The 7,271-nt window shown below is 66.9% G+C and carries 6 protein-coding genes and 2 pseudogenes; 4 read left to right on the top strand and 4 right to left on the bottom strand.

From position 1 onward, the window contains the following. Window positions 1-287: 287 nt before the first annotated feature. From ACIQOV_RS18685 to ACIQOV_RS18675, 3 genes and pseudogenes are all read left to right on the top strand, one after another. Window positions 288-1,477 (top strand): IS3 family transposase gene (locus ACIQOV_RS18685; RefSeq protein WP_401049714.1). Its coding sequence is split into 2 segments (ribosomal slippage): window positions 288-552 and window positions 552-1,477, totalling 1,191 coding nucleotides; the frame shifts between segments, so codons are not numbered across the junction. A gap of 51 nt (window positions 1,478-1,528) precedes the next feature. Then, window positions 1,529-1,936: pseudogene (locus ACIQOV_RS18680) on the top strand (reverse transcriptase domain-containing protein); the annotation flags it as partial. Continuing rightward, window positions 1,872-2,474 carry a group II intron maturase-specific domain-containing protein gene (locus ACIQOV_RS18675; RefSeq protein WP_401049712.1) on the top strand — a complete coding sequence of 201 codons (603 nt, stop codon included), beginning with the start codon at window positions 1,872-1,874 and terminating at the stop codon, window positions 2,472-2,474. The pseudogene ACIQOV_RS18680 and the gene ACIQOV_RS18675, both read left to right, overlap by 65 nt. A gap of 54 nt (window positions 2,475-2,528) precedes the next feature. Here ACIQOV_RS18675 and ACIQOV_RS18670 read toward each other — a convergent pair whose 3' ends face one another. From ACIQOV_RS18670 to ACIQOV_RS18655, 4 genes and pseudogenes are all read right to left on the bottom strand, one after another. Continuing rightward, complete coding sequence (locus ACIQOV_RS18670) at window positions 2,529-3,377, bottom strand: hypothetical protein (protein WP_401049710.1); 849 nt, start codon at window positions 3,375-3,377, stop codon at window positions 2,529-2,531. Window positions 3,378-3,904: 527 nt separating this feature from the next. Beyond that, a pseudogene (locus ACIQOV_RS18665) lies at window positions 3,905-4,663 on the bottom strand (IS5 family transposase); the annotation flags it as partial. A 432-nt stretch (window positions 4,664-5,095) separates the two neighbouring features. Then, the gene (locus tag ACIQOV_RS18660; protein WP_331768744.1) at window positions 5,096-5,623 is read right to left on the bottom strand and encodes a transposase; all 528 of its coding nucleotides are present in this window, start codon (window positions 5,621-5,623) and stop codon (window positions 5,096-5,098) included. Next, window positions 5,620-6,159: a winged helix-turn-helix domain-containing protein gene (locus ACIQOV_RS18655; protein WP_331768743.1), complete on the bottom strand. Its 540-nt coding sequence runs from the start codon at window positions 6,157-6,159 to the stop codon at window positions 5,620-5,622. The genes ACIQOV_RS18660 and ACIQOV_RS18655 overlap by 4 nt, the downstream gene beginning before the upstream one ends. A 311-nt stretch (window positions 6,160-6,470) precedes the next feature. On the opposite strand from ACIQOV_RS18655, the gene ACIQOV_RS18650 reads away from it, so the two are divergent. Then, window positions 6,471-6,971, top strand: a complete 501-nt coding sequence (locus ACIQOV_RS18650; RefSeq protein WP_401049707.1) for a GNAT family N-acetyltransferase — start codon at window positions 6,471-6,473, stop codon at window positions 6,969-6,971. Window positions 6,972-7,271: the final 300 nt, after the last annotated feature.

Genomic DNA, 7,271 nt, shown 5'->3' with positions numbered 1-7,271 from the left:
GGGCAACAGCCCGACCAGCGCCCCACACCTTCACTGAGTAGGGTCGGGGACTGGCGCGGTGGCTGTCGCTCCGTTTCCAGTCCCCGCCGCTTCAAACCGTGCATGCAGTTCTCCCGCACACGGCTTTCCGACATCGTTCACCGGCTGGCATGCACCGTCGCCCCGCGTACGTTCCGGTCAGGCGGTAGACCCCGAGTCGAGTGATCCACCCATTGAGCTGCTCTGGCTTTCATGGAGTCCCTGATGTCTGGGTTTGTTACGATCCAGGCGTAAGGAGAACCACGAGAGTGCCAGCACCCCGCAAGTATCCCGATGAACTTCGTGAGCGCGCCGTGCGCGAGGTCCGCTCGACGGGCCGGCCCGTCGCCCACGTGGCCCGTGACCTGGGCATCCACAAGGAAGCCCTGCGGTCCTGGGTGCGTCAGGCCGAGGCCGACGCCGGAGAACGCGACGATCGGCTCACGACCGCAGAGCAGGAAGAGCTGAAAGAACTCCGCAAGGAGAATGCCGAGTTGAGGCGGGCCAACGAGATCCTCAAGGCCGCCAGCGTGTTTTTTGCCCAGGAGATCGACCGTCCCCGGACGAGGCCGAGCAGGTGATCGACCACCTGCGCGACGGCTTCGGGGTCGATCCCGTATGCCGGGTACTGGAGCTGTCGCCCTCGACGTACTTCGCGCGCAAGCAGCGGCCGAAGTCGGCCCGCCGGCTCCGCGACGAGGAACTGATTCCGCTGGTCACAGCCGTGTGGGAGGACTCCGGCCGCACCTACGGGGCCTGCCGCGTCACCCGCGCACTCGCCCGCGCCGGCCACCAGGTCGCGCGGTGCACCGTCGAGCGCCTGATGCGCGAGCGCGGCATCGAAGGCGTCAGCCGCGGACAGCGGCGCCGCACCACCGCGCCGGAGCCCGCAGCGCCACGTCCGCCGGACCTGGTCAACCGCCGGTTCACCGCCGAGCGGCCCAACCAGCTGTGGCTGGCCGACCTGATCTACATCCGCACCTGGTCGGGCTGGGTCTACGTGGCGTTCGTCCTGGACGCGTACTCCCGCCGGATCGTGGGCTGGCAGGCCGCCACCCACATGCGCACCGACCTGCCGCTGGACGCGCTGGAGATGGCACTGTGGCGACAGAAGATCAAGAAGGATGCCGGCCTCATTCACCACAGCGACCGCGGGTCGCAATACGTATCCATTCGCTACACGGAGCGATTGGTCGAGGTCGGCGCCTCGTCATCCGTCGGCTCGGTCGCGGACTCGTACGACAACGCGATGGCCGAGGCCCTGAACGGCACGTTCAAGGCCGAACTGATCGAGCATCAGGGGCCGTGGCGGGACTTCGACGAGGTCGAGCAGGCCGTCTTCCAGTGGATCGCGTGGTACAACAGCGAGCGCCTCCACTCGGCCCTCGACTACATGCCGCCCGACGAGTACGAGCAGGCGTACTGGACGAGCCCGGAGCAACACCCGCAAGTCGCTTGATCACACGAACGCGGACTCCACGAAAGCCGGGGCAGCTCAGAGGCCCAGTTCACCGAGGCGAGCTTCGGTTTCCGGCCCAAGAGGTCCGCGATCGACGCGTGCGAGGCCGTTCGCGTCGCCGCGAACCAGCGGCAGGATTGGGTGTTCGAGGCCGACATCCGGGACTGCTTCGGGACGATCGACCACGACGCGCTGATGGTCCAGGTGGCCCGGCGGGTGGTGGACCGGTCGATGCTGAAGCTGATCCGGGCGTGGCTGCGGATGGGAGTGCTGGAGGGCGGGGTGACCTCTCCGACCGGGGCGGGAACCCCGCAGGGCTCACCGATTTCTCCGCTGCTGGCCAACGTGGCCCTGCATGTCCTCGATGAGGCGTGGCCGGCGGCTGGGGACGTTGGTGCGCTACTGCGACGACTTCGTGGTCCTGTCGCCGACCAGGCAGCGTGCCGAGCAGGCGCGTGAGCTGGCGGCGGAGGTGCTGGGCGGGCTCGGGATGCGGTTGCATCCGGAGAAGTCCGGCATCGTCTGCCTCACCAGGGGCGGGCAGGGTTTCGATTTCCTCGGATTCCATCACCGGAAGGTGGAGTCGTGGAAGTGGCGGGGCAGGTTCTACCTGCAACGCTGGCCCTCGGCGCGGGCGTTGGGGGTGCTGCGGGACAAGGTCCGCGCGGCGACCTCCAGATCCCGGACCGAACGGCCGGTGTCCGCCGTGGTGGCCGACCTCATTCCCGTCCTTCGGGGTTGGGCTGCGTATTTCCGCAACGGGAACTCCGGGCGGAAGTTCAACGCGATTGACGGCTACGTCCACGAGCGGCTGGCGATCTTCGCCAGCCGTAAACACCGGCTCGCGGGCCGGAACTGGACCACCCGTTACACCTATGGGTGGATCACTCGACTCGGGGTCTACCGCCTGACCGGAACGTACGCGGGGCGACGGTGCATGCCAGCCGGTGAACGATGTCGGAAAGCTGTGTGCGGGAGAACTGCATGCACGGTTTGAAGCGGCGGGGACTGGAAACGGAGCGACAGCCACCGCGCCAGTCCCCGACCCTACTTAAGTCCGTTTCTGGTAGCGGCCGCGTCCCGGTTGGTCGAGGAGTCCCTGGCGAACGAGTCGTCTCAGGCGGGAGCGGGTGACGTTGATCGAGGGCTCGTCGGTGGGCAGCCCGAGGAGTTCGTGCAGGTCACGGACCTGGAATACCCGTCCGGGATGATCGTTGAAGGCGGTCACGATGCGCTGGTAGACGGTGGCTGGTCCCTCGATGGCGTGTGTGGATTCGGCAAGGGCGAGCCCGTCGATGACCTTGCTGGCGGTGACGAGTTCGGCGAGACGGGCCTCGACCTCGGCCAGGGCCCTGGTGAGTTGCTCGATCTGTACGCGCAGCCCGTCGGCTCGTGCGGCAGTCTCGTCGTGTTCGGCCCGCAGCAGCCCCAGGCCGTACGAGACGGACTCGAAGTCGGCCTCGAAGATGGGCTCCAGCACCAGTTTCAGTGCTGCCTGGACCACGCGGTCGGCAACGGTCGGGATGCCGAGACTCCTCAGCTTCCCGCCGTGCTTGGGAATCATCCGCTCGCGCACCGGCAGCGGACGGAACGTCTGCTGCCGTAACTGCTCGCGCAGTTGGTTCAGGAACACCTCCACGCCGACCTGCTCGGCGATGGAGCGGACCGTGGCCCGGTCCACGCCGGCTGTTCGGGCACCGGTGTTGCCGGCGACCCGGTCCCACGCCATCGCGAGGAACCTGCGGTCGCATTCCAGGTGGTACAGATCATCGAAGCGGCAGCCGGGATCGGCCGCCGCCCAGCGGTGCAGTTTGGTCTGCATCTCCCGTACCCGCAGCGGAGGCACCGGTGGCGCGTCGTGCTGCACGGCCGGGGTCTCCACCCCGGCGTCTTCGAGCATTGCAGTCCCCTTCTACTCGTAACCCGCTGCCGCCCTTCGCCATGTGCGCGGCTTTCCCGCGCTCGGACTACTACGGCGGCTCCGCCCCGCCCCGGCCCGTTCGGCCGACGATGGGCCCAGCCCGGATCTCCGCGCCGGATGCGCGGCCCGTGACGGGACCGGGACGGTTCCCGTGTTCACTTGTGATCGCTTGTCGGAGTAGGCGCCCGGCTATACCCCGGCGGCATCGCCACGGTTACGCCGCAGACTTTCACCGTGGCCTTGCGCGGCAGCGAACAAGACCACCACACAAGTCGCCCGCCGAAGAACGAGGCGAGCGTGCACCGCTCCCAGCCCAGATCCGCCAGGTTCGAGCTGGTGGGATTCGTTACGAGGCTTCACACACCGGTTTCTCGCGTACACCTCTCCGTCTCGCTCGCCGGGCACACAGCCATCTGGCAGTACTGGCCCCGCCCCGGCTTTGTCAGGGCTGCTTCCCGCCCTCCCCGGCACCTCCCGGGTCAGGCTGCCCTCAGCTTCAACCCCACTGCTGCGACAGCGGGTTGGTGCAGGTCTCTCACCTCCACACGATCAACAAGCGCCTCACGGCGCACCTGCTCGACCACCCACCGCTTCGGTTGTGGGACGAGACCCTTGCCCTGGGCGCCGGGGTTGCGGCGGACCACCTCGACGGTGATGTCGTTCACCGCCCCATGGATGATCACGGCGTCCTAGAAGCCCTGGTCGACCAAGACCTTCTCCAGCCGCATCCCGCATCGTTCGGCTGCCTGGTCCAGCAGGGCGATGCCGGCCTCGTTGTCGTGCGCGCTCGCGGCGAGGACCACCACGCCGATGATCAGGCCCAGCACGTCGACGGCCAGGCCCCGCTTCCTGCCGGGTGTCTTCTTGTTCGCGTCGAGTCCCGTCGTCTCCTTCGGCACCCCGGCCGCCACGCGGACGGACTGGGTGTCGATGATCACCAGGGACGGGTCCTCTAATCGTCTGGCCCGCTCCCGCACCTGGCAGCGCAGGATCTCCTGGATCCGCTGGTCAAGACCGTCCTGGCGCCACAAGGTGAAGTAGTAGAACACCGCCGACCAGGCCGGGAAGTCGTGCGGCAGGAGCCGCCACTGGCAGCCCGTCCGGTTCTGGTACAGCAGCGCGTTCACGACCTCGCGCAGGTCGCAGGAACCCGGGTGCCCGGTCGCCGAGCGCGACACCCGCTCCCGCTTCCAGGCGGTGACCAGCGGCTCGATCAAGGCCCACTGCCCGTCGGACAAGTCCGTTGAGTACGGCATACGTTCCATGCCCCAACAGCATCCGACCACCGCCCTGCGGCCAAGTCGGCGCCTCCGGCATCACCAACTGGAACAGCTCCCGCAACTCGTCCGGGACAAGGCGCTCCACGGTCGTCACCTGCAGCCTACTCAGCCACCTAAATGAAATGTCCTCTTACGTCTGCACATTCACGAGCGTCGGCGGTGCAGCCGAGATGGATCAGCCGACCGGTCACCGTCTACACCCGGATGGCGCTGCTTCTCCCAGCCACGGATGAGAAGAGCTCACTCCCAGGCGCCCTCCCGGCCGACGATTTCCCGATCGCTGTACCTTGGGTGACCAATAAACGCTCTGGCGCTCGGATATCGTCGACCCACGAAACGTGATTACCGATGCAGTTGTCCAGCTCAGTTGGTGGCGTGCTACTGAACTTGAATTCGTGATGTCGATGTCGGCTGGGGTCAGTCGTTTATGTTCAGGCCGACCTGGGTGAGGCAGCCGTCGATCAGGTGTGGGCGGTACTGGACCTTCTTGAGGCGGGTCCGGACGGCTTTGGCCAGGTGGTCGACGTTGGCGACCGCGAGGTTGCCGATGCCGCGTTTGACCAGGGCCCAGATGCCCTCCTGCGGGTTGAGATCGGGTGTGTAGGAGGGCAACTGGAAGACGGTCAGCCAGTCCTCGTTGGCGGCGATGAACTCCTTCATCGGCGGCATCAAGTGCGTGGACAGGTTGTCCCAGACGAGCACGATCGGGCCGCCGAGTTGGACGCGGGCGCGCAGGATCAGGTCGCGGTAGTCCTGCCAGGTGAACGCCTTGGGCTCGCCCTTGCGGCCGCGGTGGACGCGGAAGCCGTAGATCATGCGGGATCGCTGGCCTGCCTTGTAGCAGGCCATCCCGGCTATCGAGACCCGTCCGGAACCCCGGCCGCGGACGCGGACCACCGGCGTGCACCCGATGCGTCCCCAGGTCCTGGCGCGCGGCGGTCTCATGGTCTGCCCGGCTTCGTCCTCGAAGACCAGCCAGGCTCCCCGAGCCGCCGCGGCGCTTTTACCCGGGGCCAGACCTCCTTCTTCCACAACTCGACCGCCTGGTCGTCCCGTTCGATGGCCCGGCGGGTCGGCTGCTGCCAGGACCAGTCGTGGCGCTTGAGCAGTGCCCAGGTCCCCTCGACGGTGTAGCCGACGTGGAACAGCCGGCCGATCAGCTTCTTCACCCGGGCGAGCGTCCAGCGCTGGTCCTCCCAGTCATGGATGAGAGGACCACGATCCAACTCGCGCTCCAGCCGGGCGATTTTCTTCTCGCTAAGCCTCGGTCGCCCAGGTGAGCCCTTCGACAGCACTCCGGCTTCACCCCGCTCACGCCACTGCTGGCGCCATCGCTCCACCGACCGCTCGCTCACCCGTAACGCGGTGGCGATCTCCCGGTTCTTCTCCCCGCCCTCGAAGCGTTCCACGGCCTGCAGCCGGATCCGCTCCCGCGCGGCCCTCTCGGCGTCGGTCAACCCGCCGCCCTGCGCGTATCTCACAGCTCAGGGCTACCGGACCCGCACAGCAACTGTCAGGCAAACGGCTCCGACATCACGCTTTCAGGTTCAGTATCAGGGCGCCATGCCAACGTTGTGGGGCTGGGGAGCTGCAGCGACAGGCCAGCTTCCATCAGGCGAGAATGAAGGTTATTCCGCTGGCTGCTCTTCAGGGTCTCCGCCGTCGACAATTCCACACTCGGTTACCTCGAGCTGATCCAGTTTGAGCAGCAGTCAGTGGCATTCCATAGGATGTCCTACGCCACATGAAGCTTTGGTGTCGATTATCTCGGGGAAGGTGAGATGCTTGGCGGATGATCGACGCGAGAATCCGCCGCGCAGGCACTTGCGATGCGCCGGTGCTGACAGAGCTGCGGTGGGACTTCACACGAGAAGACCACGGCGACGCACCTGTGCCTTTGACGGAGCCGGCGCTTCTGGACGCCTGCCGCACATGGTTGCATGAGCGGCTGGAAAATGAGTCCATTCTGGCCTGGGTCGCAGAGGTGGACGGTAGGGTGTGCGGGCACGTGTTCCTGCACCCGGTTGAGAAAGCGCCAGTTCCCTATCCAGGACCGGCCATGTGGGGGTGTGTGACCGAAATCTATGTCACGCCGGCCCACAGAGGTCACGGGCTGGGGCATCAGCTTTTGGATGCGCTTCGGGCTTATGCCCGCGACGCAGGGTTCGAGACGCTGGTGACGTGGCCGTCCGAGTGCAGTACACGGCTGTACTGGCGGGCGGGCTTCGTTCCGCCGCATGAGCTGCTGGAACTCCGGTTCCCCGAAGCGTCGCCGGACGACATGGCGGACTGACCGTCGTGGTTCGCCAGGGTACTGCGTCAGTCCCCTGTCTTGGAGCTTCCCAGTCGGGGTTCGGTGAGGGCTCGCCATAGGGAGGGACCCGAAGTGGCTGGGGTAGATGCGGCTGGAGTCGCGTGGTGGTCCGCCCCCGCGCGACCAGTTTCACAAAGCGCAAACCATCCGAAGTACGCGCCGCTGTGGGGCCCGAATCGACCTTGAGCCGCAGGGCGCGGAGCCCGGGCGTCAACGGTGGACTTACGACCTGCCACTCGTCCGGGCGAACCCTGCCCCAGCCGGTCCATCCTCCCCCTC

This window comes from Kitasatospora sp. NPDC091257, from assembly GCF_044757675.1.
In the GTDB taxonomy this organism is placed as follows: domain Bacteria; phylum Actinomycetota; class Actinomycetes; order Streptomycetales; family Streptomycetaceae; genus Kitasatospora; species Kitasatospora lactacystinica.
Note: the sequence above shows the minus strand (reverse complement) of the source record. Positions and strands in the feature narration are given on the sequence as shown.